Here is a 21,505-nt window from a genome sequence, read left to right as displayed (position 1 = left end):
GGATCATACCGGCACAAGGGACGCGCTTGATGACCGTCGATGTCTGCGATACCGCCCTTCTCCCGCATCCGTTCAATCCGCCCGACGACGACCTCAGCGCCGACAAGCTGCGCGAGGAATGCGGGCTGTTCGGCGTGTTCGGCGTCATCGACGCGGCCAGCTTCCTGGCGCTCGGGCTGCATGCGCTCCAGCATCGCGGGCAGGAGGCGGGGGGCATCGTCACCCATGACGCCCAGTACGGCTTCAACAGCGTGCGCCGCATGGGCTACGTGCGCGACAACTTCACCAAGCGTTCGACGATGGAACTGCTGCCCGGCAATCTCGGAATCGGCCATGTGCGCTATTCCACGTCCGGCGCCAAGGGCCACACGGCGCTGCGCGACGTGCAGCCGCTCTACGCCGACCTGTCGCTCGGCGGCTGCGCCATCGCCCATAACGGCAACCTCACCAACGCCCACGCCCTGCGCCGCGAACTGACCGAGCACGGCGCGATCTTCCAATCCTCCTCGGACACCGAATGCATCGTCCACCTGATGGCGCGCTCGTTTCAGAAAAACATCCCCGAGCGCATGAAGGACGCCCTGCGCCGGGTCGAGGGCGCGTTCTCGGTGCTGGCCATGACCCGCTCCAAGCTGATCGGCGTGCGCGACCCGCTGGGCGTGCGCCCGCTGGTGCTGGGCAAGCTCGGCGACGGCTGGGCGCTGGCCTCGGAAACCTGCGCGTTCGACATCTGCGGGGCCGAGTTCCTGCGCGAGATCGAACCCGGCGAGATGGTCATCATCACCGAAACCGGCGTCGAAAGCTTCCACCCCTTCGAACGCGCCAAGCCCCGGTTCTGCATCTTCGAACACGTCTATTTCTCGCGCCCCGACAGCATGATCGGCGGGCGATCCGTCTATGAAAGCCGCTGCGCCATCGGCGCCGAACTGGCGCGCGAAGCCCCGGTCGACGCCGATCTGGTCTGCCCGGTGCCCGACAGCGGCACCCCGGCGGCGATCGGCTATTCCCAGGAAAGCGGCATTCCCTACGCCATGGGCATCATCCGCAACCAGTATATGGGCCGCACGTTCATCGAGCCGTCCGAACAGATCCGCAACATGGGCGTGCGCCTGAAGCTCAACGTCAACCGGGCGCTGATCAAGGGCAAGCGGGTGATCCTGGTGGATGATTCCGTGGTCCGCGGCACCACCTCGCGCAAGATCAAGGAAATGATCGTCGACGCCGGCGCCAGCGAGGTGCATTTCCGCATCGCATCCCCGCCCACCTCCTGGCCGTGCTTTTACGGCGTCGACACCCCCGAGCGCGCGAAACTGCTGGCCGCCGGCATGACCGAGGAACAGATGCGCGCGCATCTGGGCGTCGATTCGCTGCGCTTCATCTCGCTCGACGGGCTCTATCGCGCCGTGGGCGAGGCGCAGGGCCGCAACAACGCCGCGCCGCAATACTGCGACGCCTGTTTTTCCGGCGAATACCCGGTCAGCCCCTCGGACATGATCGAGGAAGGCCGCATCGAACTCGACAAGGCGAACTGACCCCATGAGCGATTTTTCCGACAGCGTGGCGCTGGTCACCGGCGCCTCGCGCGGGCTGGGGTTCGCCATGGCGCGGGCGCTTGGCGCGCGCGGCGCCCATGTGATCGCGCTGGCCCGCACCACCGGCGGTCTCGAGGAACTCGACGACGCGCTGAAATCCGCCGGCGGCGCGCCGGCGACCCTCGTCCCGGCGGACGTCACCGATGACGACGGGATGGCGCGGCTGGGCGCGGCGATCCACGACCGCTGGGGGCGGCTCGACATCTGGGTGCATTGCGCCGCCCACGCGCCGCCGCTGTCGCCCGCCGAACACATGCCGATCAAGGAACTCCACCGCGCCCTGGCGGTGAATGCGCGCGCCACCGGCGTGCTGATCCGCATGCTCGACCCGCTGCTGCGCGTCGCCCCCGACGGCTGCGCGCTGTTCATGGACGACCTCCGCAACCTGGGCCGCTTCCACGGCGCCTATCAGGCCTCGAAGGCCGCCGCGAAGACCCTCACCGCCGCCTGGGCCGATGAACGCGGAACCCGCGGCCCGCGCATCCTCCACGCCGCGCCCCCGGCCATGGCCACCGCCCTGCGCGGGCGGTTCCGCCCCGGCGAGGATCGCGCGGCGCTTGCGGATCCCAATGCCGTGGCCCGCGATGTCGTGGCCGAATATCTGGACCGTTGAACACGGCGCGGGCCGGAAAACCGCCGCGCCGCGCCGCGCGTCCTACCCGGTCGGGCCCAGATAATCCTCGTCGCTGACCTTTTCCAGCCAGGTCGCCGTCACCCCGTTTTCGGCCTCCTGCATCGCCAGATGGGTCATGGCGCAATCGGGCGCGGCGCCGTGCCAGTGCTCCTCGCCGGGCGCGAAGCTCACCACGTCCCCGGCCTGCACCAGCGCCACCTTGCCGCCACGGGTCTGCACCCGCCCGGCGCCGTCGAGAAACAGCAGCGTCTGCCCGTAGGGGTGGGTGTGCCAGGCGGTGCGCGCGCCGGGCATGAAACTGACCCGCAGCGCCGCGACGCGCGACGGCGGCTCGGGCGCGACCACCGGGCTCATCCACACCTCGCCGGTGAAATAGTCGGGATTGGGCTGATGGCTGGCGCGCTCCGCCGCCTTGCGAATGATCATGGTCTGATGTCCTCCCCTTGGCCTATTTGCCCAGCCGGCGTTTCTGCGCCTTGCCCTCGAACGGGTTGGCGCCCTTGCGGTAGTCAAGCCGGATCGGCGTCCCCTCCAGCCCGAAATCCCGCCGCAAACCGTTGACCAGAAACCGCGTGTAGCTGGCCGGCAGCTGATCGCCCTTGGAACAGAACGCGACGAAACTCGGCGGGCGGCTCTTTATCTGGGTCATGTAGCGCAGCTTGATGCGCCGCCCGGACGGCGCGGGCGGCGGATGCGCCTGCACCTGTTCGCCAAGCCAGCGGTTGAGCTCCGAGGTGGTGATCCGCGCGTTCCAGATCTCGTGGATGCGCAGGATCGCCTCGCGCAGCTTGTCCAGCCCCCTGCCCTGCACGGCGGACACGGTGACCAGCGGCGCGCCCTTCAGCTGCGGCAGCAGGCGCGTGAAACTCTCGCGAAGCTCCTTCAGCTTTTGCTGCTTGTTCTGCTCCAGATCCCACTTGTTGACCGCGATCACCACCGCGCGCCCCTCGCGCTCGGCCAGATCGGCGATGCGCAGGTCCTGGGTCTCGAACGGGATTTCCGCGTCCAGCAGCACCACCACGACTTCCGCGAAACGCACCGCCCGCAGCCCGTCGGACACGCTGAGCTTTTCCAGCTTGGACACCACCCGCGCCTTCTTGCGCATCCCGGCGGTGTCGAAGATGCGAAAATCCGTGCCGCCCCAGTTGACGTTCACCGAAATCGAATCTCGGGTGATCCCGGCCTCCGGCCCGACCAGCAGCCGATCCTCGCCGAGAATGGCGTTGATCAGCGTCGATTTCCCGGCATTGGGCCGCCCGACCACCGCGATCTGCAACGGGCGATCCACGGGGCGCGCGTCCATCGCCTGCGCCGAGAATTCCGCCGCCAGCGGCTCCAGCGCGGCGTAGAGATCGCCCATGCCCTCGCCATGCTCCGCCGACAGCCCGACAGGATCGCCAAGCCCAAGCCGGTAAGCCTCCATCACCCCGGCATCGCCCTGCACGCCCTCGGCCTTGTTGACCCCGAGCACCACCCGCGCGCCGCTGCGCCGCAGGATATTGGCGAACACCTCGTCCTGAGGCGTCACCCCGGCGCGGGCGTCGATGAGAAACAGGCAGGCGTCGGCCGTGCCGATGGCGCGATCGGTGAGCGCGCGCATGCGCCCGGCGAGGCTTTCGGCGTCGGCCTCCTCCAACCCCGCCGTGTCGATCACCGTGAAGGTCAGATCGCCCAGATGCGCCTCGCCCTCGCGCAGATCCCGCGTCACCCCGGGCTGGTCGTCCACAAGCGCCAGCCGCCTGCCCACCAGCCGATTGAACAGCGTGGATTTGCCCACATTGGGCCGCCCGACGATCGCCAGCGTGAAAGACATCGCGTCACCCGCCCGCGCGCGCCGCGCGAGTCCCAGAATCCAAAAACCGCAACCGCCGCCCGAACCAACGGGCGGCGGCCGCATCAATGCCCGATCGGCGCCGACCCTCAGCGAAAGGCGATCAGCTCGCCTGCGTCGCTCAGCACATAGACGCCGCCACCGGCGACCACCGGCCCGGTGCTGGACCCGCCGGGCAGGTCCAGCGTGTTGAGCGCCGCCCCGGTCACCGGATCATGCACCAGCAGCCAGCCGTTGGACGAGGTGGTCAGCACCCGCCCCCCCGCCAGCACCGGCCCGCCATAGACGATCGGCCCGGTGCGCTCCACCGGGTCGGAAAACGCTTCGAGCGGCGCGCTCCACAGGGTCGCGCCGGTGGCCGCATCAAGCCGCATCAGCTGCGGCGTGGTGGTCGCCACATAGATCGAATCGCCCGCCGCCCATACCGGCGACAGGGCCCCGAATGCGCGCTGCCAGCGCACCCGGCCGGTCCGCCCGTCGATGGCCACCAGACGGTCCCCGGCGTTGCCCGCGAAAATTTCCGTGCCCTGGATCACCGGCGCCGAGGTCACGTCGCTGAACGCCGCCAGGCCTTCGCCGCCGGCGCCCGACGCCAGGTTCAGCCCCCAGAGCCGCAAGCCGCGATTGGCGCGCACCAGCACCAGTTCGCCCGATCCGAAGGGGATCGCCGCCACCGAGCGCAGCGCCGCCGGGGCCGAGCCGCCCAGGTTGCCGGTGCGGCTGGCGACGCCGTCGAGCCGCCAGGCGATCTCGCCGGTGGCGCCGTCGAGCGCATAGGCGCTGTTGTCGCGCGCCACCACGAACACCTGCCCGCCGCTGGCCGCGGGGGGCGCGTGGATCGGCGCATCAAAGCGACGCGACCACAGCACCTCGCCCGAAGCGGGGCTCAGCGCGTAGACCTCGCCAAATCCGGTGGCCGCATACAGCCGCCCGTCATCCATCGCCAGGCCGCCGCCAAAACCTTCCTCGGCGTCTTCGCCCGGCATGGTCAGATCGGCGGTCCAGATCGCCGCGCCGCTGCCGGCGTCGAAGGCGCGCACGCCGGATCCGCCGTCGCGCACGAACACCCGCCCGTCCACGACCACCGGCTGCGCCGTGGGCAGCGTGTCGGTGGCGCCGACCCCGGCATCGGCGCTCCACGCCCGGCTCAGCGCCGACGGGGCCTTCACATGCGCCGCCGCCGCGTGACTGGCGTCGCCGTTCAGCTGGGTCCAGTCGGCGAGCGCCTGCTGCGCAGGGGCCGGGCGTTCCTCGTTGAGCGCGATGCCCGTGGCCCCGGCTTCGCCGGCGCGCAGCGGGATGCGCGCGCCTTCGAGCTTCGGCGCCTCATCCGCCGAACACGCCGCCAGCGCCCCGGCCAGCAACGCCAGGGCCAGACCGGCCCGCACCCGGCGCGCGACACGCCCGCGCCCGGCCGGATCCCGGCTCATGCGCCGCCTCATGCGCCGCCGACGCCCAGAAGCGTCTGAAGCTGGCTGACGCGCTGGCGCATCTCCACGGTGGTCATCTGATCGGCGAGGATCTGTTCCAGATCGGCGCGCGCCGCATCGGCGTCGCCAAGCTCCAGCGCCGCCACCGCCCGCGCCTCCAGCGCCAGCAGCCGGAACGGCGCGCCTTCGACGATGAACTGGCCCAGCGCCGCGATGCGGGCCTCGGGCGTCATCGACGGGGCGCGCAGGGCGTGGGCCTTGAACGCCGCCAGATCGCGATAGATCGAATCGACCTCCGGCAGCGCGGCGATGGCGTCAAGCGCCCTGGCCGCGGCCTCCGCGTCGCCCGCCTCCGCCAGCGCCGCCGCCTCGGCGAAGCGCGCGATGATCGCCGGACCGCCCTCGGCGGATGTCGCCACCTTGGCGAAAGCCTCGGCCTGCCGGGCCGGATCGCCGGCCTGCGCCGCTTCGATCAGCTGCGCGCCGGCGGCGCGCGCCGCCTGGATGCGCTGATGCTCCAGCCAGTTCATCGTCGCCGTGCCGGCCACGATCAGCACGATGCCGCCGATCACCCACACGCCGTAGCGGCGCCACAGTTTGTAGAGGCGATCGCGCTTCAACTCCTCGGTCACTTCGTTGATGAAGCTGTCGGTCTCGCTCACCTGGTCTCGCCTCCTGCTGCGCGGCCGCGCCCGCGGGTCGCCGCCGCCGTCATTCGTCTTCGGTCTTTCGCGCCGGAGCTCGGCGCGCACGCGTTTTCGGCGCTTTCGCGAAAAAGCGTCAACCGAAATGGCTTTGCAGGGCGTATATTGTCAAGGACGCAGCGGCGCAACCTTGCGTGCAATGGCTGGTCATCTATATGTAAGGCATCCAAACATGCCACATTGGAACGCATCGCGGGCAGGCATCGGGTTTGGGACTCTGCAAGACCGAAACGATCGGAGCGGCAATAGATGCGCTTGATTCCCCTGATCATGGCCGCGCTCGTGACCGCCGCGCTGTATTTCTGGATCGTCGCCCCCAAGGCCGTGGCCACAGACGAAGCGCCCGCGATCGCCGGAGACATCGCCGGGGATTCGGCCGCCCAACCCGACGCCGCCCAGCCCGCAAAGGGCCCGCTCCCGGTCAAGGTCGTGGCCTTCCACAGCGTCGCCGGGCCGGTGCAGTCGGCGATTCTGCTGCGCGGGCGCACCGAGGCGCATCGCAACGTGGTGGTGCGCGCCGAAACCTCGGGGCTGGTGGTGTCCGACGCGCGCCGCGCCGGCGAAAAGGTGACCAAGGACGAAATCCTCTGCCGGCTCGACATCGGCGCGCGCGCCGCGCAGCTGGCCGAGGCCGAGGCAAGGCGCGCCAAGGCCATGGCCGACAACAAGGCCGCCGAGCAGCTTTCGTCCAAGGGCTACATTTCGGAGATCATCGCCATATCGCGACGCGCCGAATTGCAGGCCGCCGAGGCGCAGATGCGCAAGGTGCAGCTCGACATCAAGCGGCTTGAAATCCGCGCCCCCTTCAATGGCGTGCTGGAAAGCGACACCGCCGAAATCGGCTCGCTGCTGCAGCCGGGCGGCGACTGCGGCACGGTGATTGCGCTCAACCCCATCAAGCTGGTGGGTTTCGTGCCGGAAATCGACGTCGACAAGCTCGCCCCCGGCATGGCGGCGGGCGCGCGGCTGATCTCCGGACAGGAAATCTCCGGCCGGATCACCTTCGTGTCGCGCTCCGCCGATCCCGACACCCGCACGTTTCGCGTGGAACTGACGGCGGCCAACGAATCGGGCCGCATCCGCGACGGCATGACCGCCGAGATCATCGTGCCCCTGTCGGGCGAGATCGCCCACATGGCCCCGCAGGCGGCGCTGACGCTGGATGATTCCGGGCGGCTCGGCGTGCGGCTCGCCGACAACGGCGTCGCCCGTTTCGCGCCGGTGGAGATCCTGCGCGACGAGGTGCGCGGGGTCTGGCTCACCGGCCTGCCGGCGCAGGCCGACATCATCATCGTCGGCCAGGAATACGTCTCCGACGGGCGCGCCGTCGAAGCCAAGATCATCGACTGGCGCCCCGAAGGCGCGGCCGAGGGAACCTACGGCCAATGATCGGACTGATCGACTGGGCCACCGCCCGCGCGCGCATGATCTTCGCCTTCGTCCTGCTGTCGATCGCCGCGGGAAGCTTCGCCTATGTCTCGCTGCCCAAGGAGGGCGAGCCGGACATCGACATCCCGATGATCTTCGTGTCCGCGCCATTCCCCGGCATCTCCGCCGAGGACAGCGAGCGCCTGCTGGTCAAGCCGCTGGAGCAGGAGCTGCGCGACGTCGAGGGGCTCGACAAGATGACCTCCTTCGCCGCCGAAAGCTACGCGGGCGTGCTGCTGCAATTCGATTTCGGCTGGGACAAGAGCGCCACCATCGCCGCGGTGCGCGAGGCCGTGGACAAGGCCAAGCTGGATTTTCCCTCCGGCGCCGAGGAGCCCTCGGTCGACGAATTCAATTTCTCGGAATTTCCCATCCTCGTGGTGTCGCTGTCGGGAGACGCGCCGGAACGCACCCTGCTGCGCCTCGCCAAGGACCTGCAGCGCGAGGTCGAAAGCCTCGCCCCGGTGCTGGAAGCCGGGCTCGCCGGGCATCGCGACGAGATGCTGGAAGTCATCATCGACCCGCTGAAGCTGGAAGCCTACGACATCACCGCGCAGGAACTTCTGAACGTGGTGGTCAACAACAACCGGCTGGTCGCCGCCGGGTCGGTGGAGGCCGGATCCGGGCAGTTTTCCGTCAAGCTGCCGGGCAGCTTCGAAACCCCGCAGGACATCTACGCCCTGCCGATCAAGACCAATGGCGACCGGGTGATCATGCTCGGCGACGTGGCCTCGATCAACCTCACCTTCGAGGACGCCAAGGGCACCGCGCGCTACAACGGCCGCCCGACGATCGCGCTGCAGATCGTCAAGCGCAAGGGCCAGCCGGTGATCGACACGGTGCAGGCGGTGAAGGAAACCGTCGCGAAAGTCACCGCCGCGTGGCCCGAACCGCTGAAGGAGGCCGTCACCGTCAGCTATTCGATGGACGAATCCAAGAAGGTGGACGGCATGGTGCGCCAGCTTGAGGGCTCGGTGCTGACCGCCATCGCGCTGGTGATGATCGTGGTGCTCGGCGCGCTCGGCCTGCGCCCGGCGCTGCTGGTCGGCTTCGCGATTCCGACCTCGTTCCTGCTTTGCTTCGCCATCCTGTCGCTGTTCGGCATGTCGATCACCAACATCGTCATGTTCGGGCTGATCCTCGCCGTGGGCATGCTGGTGGACGGCGCCATCGTGGTGGTGGAATACGCCGACCAGCGCATCGCCGACGGCGTCGGCCCCATGCGCGCCTATGGCGAGGCCGCCAAGCGCATGTTCTGGCCGATCGTCAGTTCCACAGCCACCACGCTGTGCGCCTTTCTGCCCATGCTGTTCTGGCCGGGCATTCCGGGGCAGTTCATGGGCAACCTGCCGGTGACGCTGATCTTCGTGCTCAGCGCCTCGCTGGTGGTGGCGCTGATCTACCTGCCGGTGCTGGGCGGCGCCTATGGGCGGCTGGAACGCATGATCGCCCTCGCGGCGGAACGGTGGGTGGCAAGGCTGGGCTGGAAAACGCTGCCCGCCCTGCTGGCGCTGCTGGGCGCGCTGGCGGCCTGCGGCGCGCTGATCCGCCTCGTGGGCCTGCCGGCCGCCGGGCGCATCGGCGAGGGTTTCGCCCAATCCGGGCTTCTCGGGGCGCAGATGATCGCGGTCGCGATCGCCGCGGCGGCGCTGCCCGCGGCGATCGGCCTGGCGCTGCTCGTCAACCTGCCCGCCGCGATCACGGCCTTCGCGATGCAGCTGCGCGCGGCGACCGGCCGCTTGTTCGGGCGCGACGGCGAGCCCCCGGTGCGCGTCGGCTATCAGCGCACGCCCTTCGGCCATGTGATCCGCTTTCTCACCGGCAACCCGGTAATGCCCTTCGCGGCGCTGCTGGTGGCCTTCGGATCGGTGGTCGCCACGTTCCAGTATTTCGGCGCCAACAACAACGGCGTCGAATTCTTCGTCAAGACCGAACCCGAGCGCGCCGTCGCCTATGTGCGCGCGCGCGGCAACCTGTCGCTGGCCGAACGCGACCGCTTGCTGCGGGCGGTGGAAAACCTGGTCATCGGGGTCGACGGCGTGGAATCGGTGTTCGCCTTCGCCGGACAGGGCGGCCTGAACCAGCGCGGCGGCAACGCCCCCAACGATTCCATCGGCCAGATCCAGATCGAGCTCGCCCCCTGGGGCACGCGCGGCAACGGCGACGACATCCTGGCCGAGATCAACGACCGCATCTCGGTCTATCCCGGGGTGATCGCCGAGGTGGCCCAGCAGCAGCAGGGCCCCCAGCAGGGCAAGCCGGTGCAGCTGCGCATCGAAAGCGCGGACTGGGACAAGCTGCTGCAATCGGCGGAAATCGTGCGCAACCAGTTCGCCGCCATGGGCGGGCTGATCGAGATCGAGGACACCCGCCCCCTGCCCGGCATCGACTGGGAACTCGACGTGGACGTCGCCACCGCCGGGCGCTACGGCGCGGACGTGTCCTCGATCGGCACCATGGTCAGCCTGATCACCCGCGGCGTGCTGCTTGACACCATGCGCCCCGACGGCGCCGATGACGAAATCGAGATCCGGGTGCGCTACCCCGAGGAATACCGCGTGGTCAGCACGCTGGACACCATGCGCGTGCGCACCAAGAACGGGCTGGTGCCGCTGTCGAATTTCGTCACCCGCAGCCCGCAGCCCAAGCTCGGCCAGATCAACCGCTTCAACGGCGTGCGGTTCTTCGACGTCAAGGCCGACGTGGCCGACGGCGTGAACGCCAACGAAAAGATCGCCGAACTGGCCGATTGGCTGAAGACCGACCCCCTGCCCGCGGCGGTCAAGCCCAGCTTCGTCGGCGATCAGGAAGAACAGGAGGAAAGCCAGGCCTTCCTCCAGAAAGCCTTCATCGGCGCGCTGGGCCTGATGTTCGTGATCCTGCTGGCGCAGTTCAACTCGGTCTACAATTCGATCCTGGTGCTGAGCGCCGTGGTCATGTCCGTCGCCGGGGTGATGCTCGGCATGCTGGTGATGGACCAGACGTTTTCCATCATCATGACCGGCACCGGCATCGTGGCCTTGGCCGGAATCGTGGTGAACAACAATATCGTGCTCATCGACACCTATCAGGAATTCGCGCGCGAAATGCCAAGGCTGGAAGCCATCGTGCGCACCGCCGAACAGCGCATCCGCCCGGTGCTGCTGACCACCATCACCACCATGGCCGGGCTGGCGCCGATGATGTTCGGCATCTCGGTGGATTTCTTCAACGGCGGCTATTCGGTGGACGCGCCCACGGCGCTGTGGTGGAAGCAGCTGGCGACGGCGGTGGTGTTCGGGCTCGGGGTGGCGACGGTGCTGACGCTGGTGGTGACGCCCTCGGCGCTGGCGGCGCGGGTCTGGGTCGGCCGCGCCGCCCTGGCGGTCATCGACATGCTGTCGGCGCGGGTCTCGCCACGCATCCGCGCCGATCGCGCGCTGCGCGAGGCCGCGCGCAAGACCCCCGCGCAGGAGGTGATCTGGAGCGCCGCCCCCGCTGCGCCGCATCGGTCGGGACCGCGCGGCGCGGCGCCGGCCAACCCGCCCGAGGATGACGGGGATCCCGGCGAGGAGGGCAACCTGTTCGCTGCGCCCGCCGCCCACGTCAAGGCCGCCGAATAGCGCTGGCGCGCCGCCCCAACAGCTTGTCGGGCGCCAATGGCGGATCGGGATCCGCCCTACGTTCGGGGCCGGCCGTCGCGCCTCATGCCGGGGCTTCGGCCTCCTGGCGCGCCCAGAGCCGCGCGTAACGCCCGCCCCGGGCGATCAGCGCCTCGTGCGAACCGGACTCCACCACCTCGCCGCTTTCCAGCACCACGATCAGATCGGCGTTCACCACGGTCGACAGCCGGTGCGCCACCACCAGCACCGTGCGGTTGCGCGCCAACTGCGCCAGGCTGGCCTGGATGTCGCGTTCGGTTTCAGTGTCCAGCGCCGAGGTCGCCTCGTCCAGAATCAGGATCGGCGGGTTCTTGAGGATCGTCCGCGCGATCGCCACCCGCTGTTTTTCGCCGCCCGACAGCTTCAGCCCGCGCTCGCCCACCGTGGTGGCGTAGCCGTCGGGCAGCGAGACGATGAAATCATGGATCTGCGCAGCGCGCGCCGCATCCTCGATTTGCGTCTGCGTGGCGCCGGCCCGGCCATAGGCGATGTTGTAGCCGATGGTGTCGTTGAACAGCACCGTGTCCTGGGGCACCACGCCGATATGGGCGCGCAGGCTGGTCTGGGTCACGTCGCGCACGTCCTGCCCGTCGATGGTCACGCGCCCGCCCTGCACGTCATAAAAGCGGAACAGCAGCCGCGTCAGAGTCGATTTGCCCGATCCCGTGGGCCCGACCACCGCCACGGTCTGGCCGCCCGGCGCGCGAATGGTCACGGTCTTCAGGATCTGCCGATCCGGGTCATAGGCGAAATCCACGTTCTCGAAGGCCACGTCGCCCCTGGTCACCTTCAGATCGCCCGCGCCGGGGCGATCGGTGATCTCGGGCGGCTGACCCAGCAGCATGAACATCTCGCGCATGTCCACCAGCGCCTGACGGATCTCGCGATAGACCGAGCCGAGGAAATTCAGCGGCAGGGTGATCTGGATGATGAAGGCGTTGGCCATGACGAAATCGCCGACCGTCAGACTGCCGTCGCGCACCCCCATCGCCGCCATGGCCATGACGATCACCAGCCCGGTGGTGATGATCGCCGCCTGCCCGGCGTTGAGCATGGCCAGCGACACTCCGGTGCGCACCGCAAGGGTTTCGTAGCGGGCCATGGATTCGTCATAGCGCGCGGCTTCGCGCGCTTCGGCGCCGAAATACTTCACGGTCTCGAAATTCAGCAGGCTGTCCACCGCCTTCTGGTTGGCGGCGTTGTCCTGGGCGTTCATTTCCTGACGGATCTTCACCCGCCATTCGGTGACCGCGAAGGTGAACCAGACATATCCGCCGATCACCACCAGGATGACCAGGAAATAGCGGATGTCGAACTCCACCAGAAATATCCCCGCCACCATCATCAGCTCCAGCATCAGCGGTCCGATGGAAAACAGCAGGAAGCGCAGCAGAAACTCCACCGCCTTCACGCCGCGCTCGATGATCCGGCTCAACCCGCCGGTCTTGCGGGTGATGTGAAAGCGCAGCGACAACGCGTGCACATGGCCGAACACCTCCAGCGCCAGCTTGCGCAGCCCGCGCTGCGCCACCCGCGAAAACACCGCGTCGCGCAGCTGGGTGAATCCCACGCCCATGAGCCGCGCCCCGCCATAGGCGACCGCCAGCCCCACCGGCGCGGCGAGCAGAAGATACGTGGTGCGCCCGCCGCTGTCCGGCGCCGGGGCCAGCGCATCCACCGCCGCCTTGTAGAAGAACGGCGTCGCCACGGTCGCAACCTTGGCCAGCACCAGCAACAGCATGGCCAGCGTCACCCGCCGCTTCACCCAACCCTCGCCGTCGGGCCACAGATAGGGAACCACGCGCGAAATGATGCGAAAATCGGGTTTCAGATCAGTCCGCCCGTCGCCGGCGCGTAAGCTTCTGCGCATGAAGAATTCCGTCCTGCGCCCGGCCCATGAAACGGCGGAGCGGCGTTGCACCCGGTCGCGACGTCGCGCGGCCCGACCCCCCCGGGTCCGAATCCCGGTCGCGGCCCCGGGCGGGGCCGCCTTATTTCGGAAGTTCGAAGATCTGCCCCGGGTAGATCAGATCCGGGTCGCGAATGCGATCCCTGTTCGCCGCGTAAATCACCGTGTAGCGGGCGCCCTCGCCGTAGCGGGTCTCGGCGATCTGCCACAGGTTATGCCCCGGCTGCACCACGATGCGCGTGGCGCCCGCGGCGGGTCTGGTCGCGTCGGCGCGTTGGAACGGCGATTCAACGCGGCTCTGCACCGCGCCGGCGCGGTCGATTTCGTCGATGCGCAGCGTGTAGGCGCCGGGGCGCTCCAGCGACGCCAGCGTCAGTTCCCAATAGCCGTCTTGGCTGATGCGCGCGTCGCCGAGCGCATCGCCGTCGGCGTAGATCCGCGCCGTGGCGCCCGGCGCGCCGCGCCCGGAAACCACGACTTCGCCGAGATCGGAATAGGTGATGGCGTCGAGCGTCACCATGTCCGGGATCGCCAGCGGCGGCTGCAGCAATTCGACGCCGTCCGGGCCGGCCCTGAGCAGCACCGGCGCCGCATCCGGCGCGGCCGGCGCGACCCGCGCCGCGTCGCTGCTCTCGGGCGCCGCCGGCGCTGCCGCGACCACGATCGCCGGCGCCTCGGCTGACGGCGCAACGCCGCCGCCGCCCGGATCGGCGGCGGACCTCGCGGCGACCGGAACGCCGGACCCCGCTTCGGGCGCGGATCTTTCGGACGCGATTCGCGCCTCGGCCGGCTTGGGCTTGGGCGGTTCCGTCGGCGCCTTGGCGGTCGGCCCGCTTTTCGCCGCGGATTCAGCGACCGGGGCTGTCCCGGCATTTGCGGTCGGCGCGGTCGCGACCGCCGGCGGCGGCGCTTTGGCCACGGCCCCCGCCGGGGGCGACCCGGCAGCCGCATCCCCCGCCGGGGGCGACACGGCGTCCGTATCTTCCGCCGGCGCGCCGGCATCGGGCTTGCGCGCCGCGGCGAGCGTTCCGCCCAAAGCCGCGCGCCCGGCGTCGGCCTCCAGCGCCGCAATGCGCATTCGCCCCTGCGGCGCGCTGTCCCCGGCGACGCCCGCCAGACCCGCCTGCGCGGCGCCCGGCGCGACGGAGCTCGCCGGCGCCAGCACGATGACGCTGGACTCCGACAGGCGCACGCCGTCGTCATCGGTGGCGCGCAGGGTCAGCGCGCCGGCGCCGCCGGTGTTGGCCATGGCGAAGAACTGACCGCTGGAATCCGCGACGGCGCTGGCGATCACCTTGCCGTCGAGCAGCACCTCCACCTTCGCCTCGGGCGTCGCGCGCCCGGCGAGCACCGCCTCGCCGTCGGCCTCCACGCGCACCAGATCAAAGCTCGGCGACGGGGCGGCGAACGGGCTTGCCGGGGCGATGTCCGACACCGGCGCGGGGCCGGGCCCGGGTTCGATATCCTGCGCCGCGGGTTCGGTCTCCGGGCGCATCGCGACGCGACCGGCCGCCGCGTCGCGCCGCTGATCGGCGCGCGGCGCCGAACGGCTGGCCACGCGCGCCCCGCCGGCGTCCTCCACCGCCGGGGCGGCGATTTCGACCGGCGGCGCCATCCGGCTCACCACCACGTAGCCGCCAACCCCGGAGGCGGCGAAGCCCGCCACCACTCCGGCAAACACCTTGCCGCCCTTGGTCGCCAGAAACGTCAACACGGTTTTCCTTTTGCCCCGAAGGGGCTTCACGCGGTCCCTGTCTTGCAGGTATAGCCTCAACCCGGACGTGACTGCAAATCTTCGCAGTTCCGCAATCATACGCCTTTTTCAATGCGAGACCTAATCCATGTCGGGCGAAAATCCATTCAGCGTCTGCATTTATTGCGGATCCCGCTTCGGCGACGACCCCGCCTTCGCCGCCGAGGCCGAGTCCCTGGGCGCCGGGATGGCGCGGCACGACATGCGCCTGGTCTACGGCGCCGGCGACGTGGGGCTGATGGGCGCCGTGGCGCGCGCGGCGCAGGCGGCGGGGGGCCGCACGCTCGGGGTCATTCCCCGGCACCTGCTGGCGCGCGAGGCGGGCAAGACCGACCTGTTCGCCAACATCGTCACCGAGACCATGCATGAACGCAAGAAGGTGATGTTCATGAATGCCGACGCGATCGTCGCCCTGCCCGGCGGCCCCGGCACGTTGGATGAATTGTTCGAGGCGCTGACCTGGCGCCAGCTCGGCCTGCACGAAAAGCCGGTGCTGCTGGTCAACGCGGCGGGCTACTGGGATCCGCTGCGCGCGCTGCTGAACCACGTGACCGCGCGCGGTTTCTGCGGCCCGGATTTCGCCTCGTTTTTCGAGATCGTCCCCGATTCCGCAACGGCGCTGACCCGCCTGCGCGCCTATCGCGCCGCCCGGGACTGAGGCCGCGCGCGCCGGCGTTCCCGCCGCCACAGATCGAACGAGAACAGCCCCAGCCCCAGCCAGATCAACGGCAGCGCGATGACATGCCATTGCGTGACAGGTTCCGCGAATATCCACGCCGCAACAACAAATTGCAGCGTCGGGTTCACATATTGGATCAACCCGACCGTGCCATAGCGCAGCCGCTGCGCCGCCAGCGAGAAGAAAATCAGCGGCGCGGCGGTCAGGATCCCGGAAAACGCCAGCAAGGCAGAGGTTTGCAGGTCGTCGCCGAACACCGCGCCCTGTCGCCCGCCGATGCCTTGCCAGCCGCCGCCATGCACGCCCGCCAGCCAGATCGCCGCCAGCGGAGACAGCAGGATCATCTCCGCCACCACGCCCGAGATCGGCCCCACCGGCAGCGTCTTCTTGCCCAGCCCGTAGACTCCGAAACTGATCGCCACCGTCAGCGATATCCACGGCGCGCCCCCAAGCCCGAGCGTGAGGATCGCCACCGCGGCCCCCGCCAGCGCGATCGCCGCGCCCTGCACGCGGTTGAAGCGTTCGCCATGGAACGCCGCGCCCATGGCCAGCGCCACCAGCGGAAAAATGTAGTAGCCGAGGCTCGCCTCCATCGCCCGGTCGATCTGCACCGCAACGATGAACGCCCCCCAGTTCACCGAAATCGCCACCGCCGTGATCAGCAGCGCCCGCGCCACGCGCCAGTCGCGCAGCGCCGCCGCCACGCGCCGCCCGCGCCCGGTCGCCAGCGCATAGGCGCCGATGAACCCGAGGCTCCACAGCGTGCGGTGCGACAGCAGTTCCAGCGGCGGCACATGCGCCAGCGCCTTGTAGTAGATCGGCGACAGACCCCAGATCACGCAGGCGAGCAGCATCGTCAGAACCGCGACGGCATCCGTCGTCGGTCCGGGCCGCCTCGATGAAACCGCCATGCGCAGAACCCGCCGCTGATCCGCGCCAAATGCGCGCAGGCGCGGGTTTCGGGCCGCGCCTCCCCAGATTGCCCGGTCTCGATCCCCCGGCGCCGTTCAGCCGCGAATCACGCGCCCGGCGCCCCGGCGACGGCGCGGCGGCCTTTCAGCCATTTCCAGGCGTCGGGCAGATCGAAGCCCAGCGACGCCGCGTCCACCGCCAGAAGCGCGGCCAGGAACCAGGCCCGCCCGCCGGCCGCGTCGCCGATCAGGGTCAGGGCGACAATCGGCAGCAGCGGCGTCCAGAACGCCAGATGCGACAGCGCCATGATCCTGGACAACCCGCGCTCGCGGATCATGAACCAGAGATTGGGCAGCATGCCGCCGACCGCCAAGGCCGCAATCAGCTTGCCATGCGCGCCGTCCATGAACAGCAGCGAGGCCATGTTCACCGGAAGCAGCGCCAGCGCGACCCAGATCCGCACCCAAAGGGGCAACGCCCGAAACGAACGCCAGATATCGGGGATCAGTCCGCCTGCGGCCATGGTCGCGTTCCCGTCGCGCGCGGGCGCGGGCGGCCCTCCGGCGGCCCGCGCCCGCGTCCTCAGCCGCCGGCCCTGGCCAGCCGCTCGGCGACGTTTTCCCAGTTCACCAGGTTGTCGAGGAAGTTCGACAGGTAGACCGGTCGCTTGTTGCGAAAATCGATGTAGTAGGAATGCTCCCACACGTCGCAGCCCAGCAGCGCCGTCTGCCCGAAGCACAGCGGGTTCACGCCGTTTTCGGTCTTGGTGACCTTCAACGCGTCGCCGTCCTTGACCAGCCAGCACCAGCCCGACCCGAACTGCCCGGCGCCGGCGGCCCCGAATTCGGTCTTGAAGGAGTCCACCGAACCAAAGGCGTCGACGATGCGCGCCTCAAGCTCCGGGGGCATGGCGGATTTGCCCGGGCTCATCATTTCCCAGAACTGGGCGTGGTTCCAATGCTGAGAGGCGTTGTTGAAGATGCCGTTCTGGGCCACGGCGCCGGCCTGATACGTGCCGGTGACGATGTCCTCAAGCGACTTGTCGGCCCATTCGGTGCCTTCGATCAGCTTGTTGCCGTTGACCACATAGGCGTTGTGGTGGAGATCATGGTGATACTCCATGGTCTCCTTGGACATGCCGTTGTCGGCCAGCGCGTCATGGGCGTAGGGCAGCGGGGGAAGTTCGAAAGCCATGTCAGGGGTCCTCCATCGATCCGGGGGCGTCCGGCGCGCATCGTTGCAAACTGCAAGCTTGGGCGAAATTTATCCCCCGGCGGGCGGGGGAACAACGTCAAACTGAGCGCGCCGCCATAATTGTTCCGCCAAGCCTTTTTCGCCGGTCGGCGCGGGCGCGGGGATCAGACCGCGATCAGCGCCGCCGCCACCCGGCGATCCTCGGCCAGCAGCACGTTGTAGGTGCGGCAGGCGGCGCCCGTGCCCATGATTTCGACCCCGATCCCGGCGGCGTCCAGCGCGGCGCGCAGCGGCGCCGCCAGCGCTGCGATATCGGCCCCCATGCCAATCAGCAGCACGTCGAACTCCTCCGCCTCGGCGATGAATATCTCCAGCGTTTCCAGCGTGATATCCGCGATTTCAGCCACCGGCCATGTCGCGGAGCCGCGCGGCAGCAGCGCCAGCGACCCCTCATGGCGCCGCCCGCCAAGGCGAAACCCGCCGCCGCCATAGGCGTCGATGGCCGACGGACCCTCGAAGCTGATTTCGCTCATGCGCATCGCGTCGCGTCCTTCGCTGCGGGCGGGCGGATCGGGCAAAGCCGCCTAGGGCTGGGCGCCGAACTGCACGCCGCTCGGCCCCTCGCCGGCGTCGCTTTCCTTGCTCCAGTCGCGCTTCACGCCGAACCAGAGCAGCGCCACCGCCGCCACGAAGACCGAGGAATAGGTGCCCACCACCACGCCCCAGATCATCGCGAAAGTGAATCCGCGGATCACCTCGCCGCCAAGAAAATACAGCGCCAGCAGCGCGATCAGCGTGGTGACCGAGGTCATCATCGTGCGGCTCAGGGTCTCGTTGATCGACAGGTTCAGCACCTCGACCAGCGGCATCTTCTTGTATTTGCGCAAGTTCTCGCGCACCCGGTCGAACACCACCACCGTGTCGTTCAGCGAATAGCCGATGATGGTCAGCAGCGCCGCGATGATCGACAGGTTGAACTGCAGCTGGATCGCCGAGAACACGCCGATGGTCAGCACCACGTCATGCACCAGCGCCGCCACCGCGCCCACCGAGAACTGCCATTCGAAACGCAGCCAGATATAGACCAGCACCGCGAACACCGCGAGCCCGAGCGCCAGCACGCCCTCCACCACCAGCTCGCCCGAGACCTTGGGGCCGACCACCTCGACCCGGCGGAACTCCACGCCCTCGATCTCGGCGCTGAGCGCCGCCTGCACCTTGCCGACCACCGCCATCTGCGCGTCGCCGTCGCCGGGCTGGGCCTCGATGCGGATCAGCACGTCCTGGGGTTCGCCGAACTCCTGCACCGCCACGTCGCCGAGCCCGAGCTTGCCGACCGTGGCGCGGATCTGGCCCAGATCGGCGGCCGCCACCGTGCGCAGCTCGATCATGGTGCCGCCGCGAAAATCGATGCCGAAATTCAGCCCCATCACCAGCAGCAGAACCAGCGAGGCGACCATGGCGGCGATCGAGCCGCCGACGGTGATCTTCCTGAGACCGAGGAAATCGATCTTCGTGCCCTCGGGAACCATTCGCAATGCCATGCTCCGTCTCCCTCAGACCGGCAGCGTCTTGGGGCGGCGGATGCCGAACCAGACGGATATGAAAAGCCGCGTCACCATGACCGCGGTGAACACGGAGGTGACGATGCCCACGCCCAGCGTCACCGCAAACCCCTTCACCGGGCCCGAGCCCATGGCGAACAGGATCACCGCGGCGAGGAACGTCGTGACATTGGCGTCGACGATGGCCGAAAAGGCGCGTTCATAGCCGGTCTCGATGGCCCGCGCGGCGCCCTTGGCGCGGGTCATCTCCTCGCGTATTCGCTCGAAGATCAGCACATTGGCGTCGACGGCCATGCCGATGGTCAGCACGATCCCGGCGATGCCCGGCAGGGTCAGCGTGGCGCCGAGCACGCTCAGCACCGCCATGATCATCGCCACGTTGAAGATCAGCGCCAGATCGGCGAACACCCCGAACAACCCGTAGCTCAGGGCCATGAACGCCAGCACCGCGACGAAGGCGACCACGACCGCCAATTCGCCCGCGGCGACGGAATCCGCGCCCAGATCCGGGCCCACGGTGCGCTGTTCCAGCACGGTGATCTCGGCGGGCAGCGCGCCGGCGCGCAGCAGGATCGACAGCTGGGTGGCGCTCTCCACCGTGAAGCTGCCGGAAATCTGGCCGCTGCCCCCGGTGATCGGTTCGCGGATGGTGGGCGCGGTGATCACCTCGCCGTCGAGCACGATGGCGAAGGGCCGGCCCACATTCGCCGCCGTCACCTCGCCGAAGCGCCGCGCGCCGGCGGTGTCCATGCGGAAATTCACCACCGGCTGCCCGGTCTGCTGGTCAAAGCCCGGCTGCGCGTCGGTCAGCCGGTCGCCGGTGATCAGCGCCCGGCGCTCGAGGATGAAAAACCGCTCCGGGTCGTTGGCGTCCGGCACCTTGATCTTGCCGGGGCCGGGGCGGGTGTCGGCGTCGCCGGTGGCGCTGTCCACCAGGTGAAAGGTCAGCTTGGCGGTGGTGCCGATCAGCGCCAGAAGCTCCTCGGCCGATCCGATGCCCGGCACCTGGATGAGAATGCGGTTGGCGCCCTGGCGCTGGATGGTGGGTTCGCGGGTGCCGGTGGCGTCGATGCGGCGGCGCACGATCTCCAGCGACTGGCTCATGGTGTTTTCATCCAGCGCCGCGCGCGCCGCGTCCGTCAGCGCCACCCGCAGTTCCGCGCCGTCCACGGTCACCTCGATATTCGGCCCGCCAAGCCCCAGCACGCCGCTGCTCACCGGCGTCGCCAGATCGCGCAGCGCCGCGGCGGCGATCTCCGCCCCCGCCGGATCGCTGAGCCTGATCACCAGTTCCCCGCCGCCCTCCGAGCGCCGCCGGAACGATCCCACCTGATCGCGCAGCTCGCGCAGCGCCGCGCGCGCCTCGGGCCACAGCGCGTCCATCTGTTCGGCGTAGACGTCCTCGACATTGACCTCGACCAGCAGATGCGCGCCGCCGCGCAGATCCAGCCCCAGATTGACGATGCCCGAGGGCAGCCAGTCGGGCCAGGCCTCCGCCGCCTCCGCCATCCCGGGATCCGCCTGTCCCTTGGCGATCGATTCGCGCGCGTCGTTGGCGCGCTCGACCGTGTCGTAGAACGCGTTGGGCATGGCGAACAGAAGACCCGCGAGGCAGAGGATGACCACCAGCGCCTTCTTCCATGGGGCGAAATAGAGCATATGCGATTCCTGTCTGCCCCGCGCGGCGGGGCCTGCGTCGACGGGTCGCGCCGGCCCCGATGCGGGGGGCGGCGCGCCGGCGACCCCCGCTCAGTTGTCGTTGGCGGGCTCGGTTTTGGAGATCACCGAGGCGATGGTCGACTTGATCACCTTCACGCGCACGCCCTCGGCGATCTCGACCTCGACCTCGTCCTCGCCCTTGACCTTGGACACCTTGCCCAGAATGCCGCCCTGCGTGACCACCTGATCGCCGCGCCGGAGCGCCGAAATCGTGGCCTTGTGCTCTTTGGCGCGCTTTTGCTGCGGACGGATGAGAAAGAAGTAGAAGATCACGAAGATCAGGATCAGCGGCACGAAGGAGCCGAAGCTCTCCAGCGCGCTGCCGCCTGCGGTCTGCGCGAAGGCTGGGGTCACGAACATGGTCTCTCCATCTGGTGGGGGCGTGAGCGCGGTTCCGGTTGCGCCGGACCGCGCCGGCCAAGGCTTCGCGCGGACTATACCGAGGGGCCGGGTCGATGCAAGACGCGCCTTCCCCATATGGTCCGGCCAAGGCATGATGCAAAGGCCTTTTGCA

At 69.1% G+C, this 21,505-nt stretch carries 18 protein-coding genes; 5 read left to right on the top strand and 13 right to left on the bottom strand.

Annotated features, from left to right (window positions below; translation table 11 throughout):
* The first annotated feature begins 29 nt into the window (after nt 1-29).
* Nucleotides 30-1,532 (top strand): amidophosphoribosyltransferase, encoded by a 1,503-nt coding sequence (gene purF, locus AC1HC7_RS04885; RefSeq protein ID WP_479496104.1) that lies wholly within the window; start codon nt 30-32, stop codon nt 1,530-1,532.
* 4 nt (nt 1,533-1,536) lie between these two features.
* Nucleotides 1,537-2,205 (top strand): SDR family NAD(P)-dependent oxidoreductase, encoded by a 669-nt coding sequence (locus AC1HC7_RS04880; protein ID WP_479496105.1) that lies wholly within the window; start codon nt 1,537-1,539, stop codon nt 2,203-2,205.
* A 42-nt stretch (nt 2,206-2,247) separates the two neighbouring features.
* Here the strand turns inward: AC1HC7_RS04880 and AC1HC7_RS04875 are convergent, their stop codons facing one another.
* The 4 genes from AC1HC7_RS04875 to AC1HC7_RS04860 form a co-directional block, all read right to left on the bottom strand.
* Complete coding sequence (locus AC1HC7_RS04875) at nt 2,248-2,652, bottom strand: (R)-mandelonitrile lyase (RefSeq protein WP_479496106.1); 405 nt, start codon at nt 2,650-2,652, stop codon at nt 2,248-2,250.
* Between the two features lie 22 nt (nt 2,653-2,674).
* Complete coding sequence (gene der, locus AC1HC7_RS04870; RefSeq protein ID WP_479496107.1) at nt 2,675-4,039, bottom strand: ribosome biogenesis GTPase Der; 1,365 nt, start codon at nt 4,037-4,039, stop codon at nt 2,675-2,677.
* Between the two features lie 107 nt (nt 4,040-4,146).
* Nucleotides 4,147-5,487, bottom strand: a complete 1,341-nt coding sequence (locus tag AC1HC7_RS04865) for an outer membrane protein assembly factor BamB family protein (protein ID WP_479496108.1) — start codon at nt 5,485-5,487, stop codon at nt 4,147-4,149.
* Nucleotides 5,488-5,495: 8 nt separating this feature from the next.
* A complete protein-coding gene (locus tag AC1HC7_RS04860; protein WP_479496109.1) occupies nt 5,496-6,149 on the bottom strand; it encodes a tetratricopeptide repeat protein in 654 nt (217 codons plus the stop codon).
* Between the two features lie 291 nt (nt 6,150-6,440).
* Between AC1HC7_RS04860 and AC1HC7_RS04855 the strand changes: the two genes are divergently transcribed.
* Both AC1HC7_RS04855 and AC1HC7_RS04850 read left to right on the top strand, forming a co-directional pair.
* Nucleotides 6,441-7,580, top strand: a complete 1,140-nt coding sequence (locus AC1HC7_RS04855) for an efflux RND transporter periplasmic adaptor subunit (RefSeq protein WP_479498739.1) — start codon at nt 6,441-6,443, stop codon at nt 7,578-7,580.
* Complete coding sequence (locus AC1HC7_RS04850; RefSeq protein WP_479496111.1) at nt 7,577-11,221, top strand: efflux RND transporter permease subunit; 3,645 nt, start codon at nt 7,577-7,579, stop codon at nt 11,219-11,221. The genes AC1HC7_RS04855 and AC1HC7_RS04850 overlap by 4 nt, the downstream gene beginning before the upstream one ends.
* Nucleotides 11,222-11,303: 82 nt before the next feature.
* On the opposite strand, the gene AC1HC7_RS04845 is transcribed toward AC1HC7_RS04850, so the two are convergent.
* Together AC1HC7_RS04845 and AC1HC7_RS04840 are read right to left on the bottom strand one after the other, a co-directional pair.
* Nucleotides 11,304-13,130 (bottom strand): ABCB family ABC transporter ATP-binding protein/permease, encoded by a 1,827-nt coding sequence (locus tag AC1HC7_RS04845; RefSeq protein WP_479496112.1) that lies wholly within the window; start codon nt 13,128-13,130, stop codon nt 11,304-11,306.
* A 121-nt stretch (nt 13,131-13,251) separates the two neighbouring features.
* Nucleotides 13,252-14,880 (bottom strand): LysM peptidoglycan-binding domain-containing protein, encoded by a 1,629-nt coding sequence (locus tag AC1HC7_RS04840; protein WP_479498738.1) that lies wholly within the window; start codon nt 14,878-14,880, stop codon nt 13,252-13,254.
* Between the two features lie 130 nt (nt 14,881-15,010).
* Here AC1HC7_RS04840 and AC1HC7_RS04835 point away from each other — a divergent pair, with 130 nt between their 5' ends.
* The gene (locus AC1HC7_RS04835; protein WP_479496114.1) at nt 15,011-15,580 is read left to right on the top strand and encodes an LOG family protein; all 570 of its coding nucleotides are present in this window, start codon (nt 15,011-15,013) and stop codon (nt 15,578-15,580) included.
* Here AC1HC7_RS04835 and rarD read toward each other — a convergent pair.
* From rarD to yajC, 7 genes are all read right to left on the bottom strand, one after another.
* Nucleotides 15,559-16,455: an EamA family transporter RarD gene (rarD, locus tag AC1HC7_RS04830; protein ID WP_479496115.1), complete on the bottom strand. Its 897-nt coding sequence runs from the start codon at nt 16,453-16,455 to the stop codon at nt 15,559-15,561. The genes AC1HC7_RS04835 and rarD overlap by 22 nt on opposite strands.
* Before the next feature lie 164 nt (nt 16,456-16,619).
* On the bottom strand, nt 16,620-17,036 hold the full coding sequence (locus AC1HC7_RS04825) for a hypothetical protein (RefSeq protein WP_479496116.1): 417 nt from the start codon (nt 17,034-17,036) through the stop codon (nt 16,620-16,622).
* A 59-nt stretch (nt 17,037-17,095) separates the two neighbouring features.
* On the bottom strand, nt 17,096-17,707 hold the full coding sequence (locus AC1HC7_RS04820) for a superoxide dismutase (protein ID WP_479498737.1): 612 nt from the start codon (nt 17,705-17,707) through the stop codon (nt 17,096-17,098).
* 164 nt (nt 17,708-17,871) lie between these two features.
* Nucleotides 17,872-18,246 (bottom strand): Mth938-like domain-containing protein, encoded by a 375-nt coding sequence (locus tag AC1HC7_RS04815; RefSeq protein ID WP_479496118.1) that lies wholly within the window; start codon nt 18,244-18,246, stop codon nt 17,872-17,874.
* Nucleotides 18,247-18,291: 45 nt separating this feature from the next.
* Nucleotides 18,292-19,251 (bottom strand): protein translocase subunit SecF, encoded by a 960-nt coding sequence (secF, locus tag AC1HC7_RS04810; RefSeq protein WP_479496119.1) that lies wholly within the window; start codon nt 19,249-19,251, stop codon nt 18,292-18,294.
* A gap of 12 nt (nt 19,252-19,263) precedes the next feature.
* Entirely contained in the window at nt 19,264-20,931 is a 1,668-nt protein-coding gene (gene secD, locus AC1HC7_RS04805) for a protein translocase subunit SecD (RefSeq protein WP_479496120.1), read from the bottom strand.
* A 90-nt stretch (nt 20,932-21,021) separates the two neighbouring features.
* Nucleotides 21,022-21,351: a preprotein translocase subunit YajC gene (yajC, locus tag AC1HC7_RS04800; RefSeq protein ID WP_479496121.1), complete on the bottom strand. Its 330-nt coding sequence runs from the start codon at nt 21,349-21,351 to the stop codon at nt 21,022-21,024.
* Nucleotides 21,352-21,505: the final 154 nt, after the last annotated feature.

It is taken from the genome of Oceanicella sp. (genome assembly GCF_056449545.1).
Note: the sequence above shows the minus strand (reverse complement) of the source record. Positions and strands in the feature narration are given on the sequence as shown.